A 1,295-nucleotide genomic window follows, 5' to 3' on the forward strand; every position below is an offset into this window, starting at 1 on the left:
CTGAGGGGCCACGGTGATTCCGGACAGCCGTGTTATGAGCGCAGCCTATGCGGCCGTTTGGGTTGAAAGGGCCTCGTTGAGAACCTCCAGGGGCGGCCGGTAACCGAGCGCCGAGTGCAGGCGCCGACGGTTGTAGAACCCTTCGATATAGCGGATGACCTGGCTTTTCGCCTTGGCCCGGGTGGTGAAGACGAAGCGGTGCAGCCACTCGTTCTTGATCGCGCTGAAGAACGACTCGGCCATCGCGTTGTCGTAGCAGATGCCGGTGCGGCCGACCGAGCGGCGGATGTCCAGGCCGGTCAGGAACCGGCCGAACTCGTCGCTGGTGTAATTCGAGCCGCGGTCGCTATGGAACACGGCGCCAGGCTGGAGCAGTCCGGTGCCGGCGGCCATTCGGATCGCGTCCTTGATCAGCTCGGTGCGGTAGTGGTCGGCCATCGCCCAGCCCAGCACCGCCTTGCTGTGACAGTCGATCACCGTGGCCAGATACAGGAAGCCCTCCCAGGTCCGGACGTAGGTGATGTCGCCGACCAGCTTGATGCCCGGACGGGCGGCGGTGAAGTCACGGCCGATCAGGTCGGGGATGCCGCGGAAGTCACCGTCTTGCACGGTGGTGACCGGTCGGAAGGCGCGTGCTTGGGCTGGGAGGAGGCCCTGCTCGCGCATCAGGGCGCGGACCAGTTCGGCCGAGCAGTGCTCGCCGCGACGGGCCAGGGCGGCGTGCACCCGCCGGTAGCCGTAGGTCTCATGCGCGTCGGTGAAGATCTCGGCGACCAGTGCGGCCAGCAGCGCGCGGCGTTGCGCGGTGGCCGAGGCCGGCCGCTCGCGCCATTCGTAGTAGCCCGAGCGGGACACGCCGAGCCAGGCGCACATTTTCACGATCGAGTGACGAGCCTTCTCCGCGTCGATGAGCTCGTACTTGGCGAGCGTCATCGAGTCTCGGCCGCGAAGAAGGCGGCCGCTTTTTTCAGGAAGATCAACTTCTCGCGCAGCTCGGCGTTCTCCCGCTCCAGCTCCCGGATCCGGGCCCGGTCCGGCCCGGCAGCCGGCCCCGGCTGCTCGTCCTGAACGTTCACGATCCGATGCCGGTTCACCCAGCTGCCCAGGGTGCTGGCGTTGATCCCGAACTCGCGTGCCACCGACGCGACCGTCCGTTCACCCTCCAGCACCATGCGGACGGCTTCTTCCTTGAACTCCGGCGAGAACTGCCTACGACGCCTCGTCACGTACCTACCTCTTCCAGACTTCTGTCAGCTTATATAGCTGACTGTCCGGAATCTGCTGGGCACCTCAGT

Annotated in this window: 1 protein-coding gene; it reads right to left on the reverse strand. The window is 66.3% G+C overall.

Going from position 1 to position 1,295, the window contains the following annotated elements:
* Positions 1-45: 45 nt before the first annotated feature.
* Positions 46-1,226 (reverse strand): IS3 family transposase gene (locus ACWCSD_RS52680; RefSeq protein ID WP_449927500.1). Its coding sequence is split into 2 segments (ribosomal slippage): positions 46-962 and positions 962-1,226, totalling 1,182 coding nucleotides; the frame shifts between segments, so codons are not numbered across the junction.
* Positions 1,227-1,295: the final 69 nt, after the last annotated feature.

It is taken from the genome of Nonomuraea sp. NPDC001684, assembly GCF_053596515.1.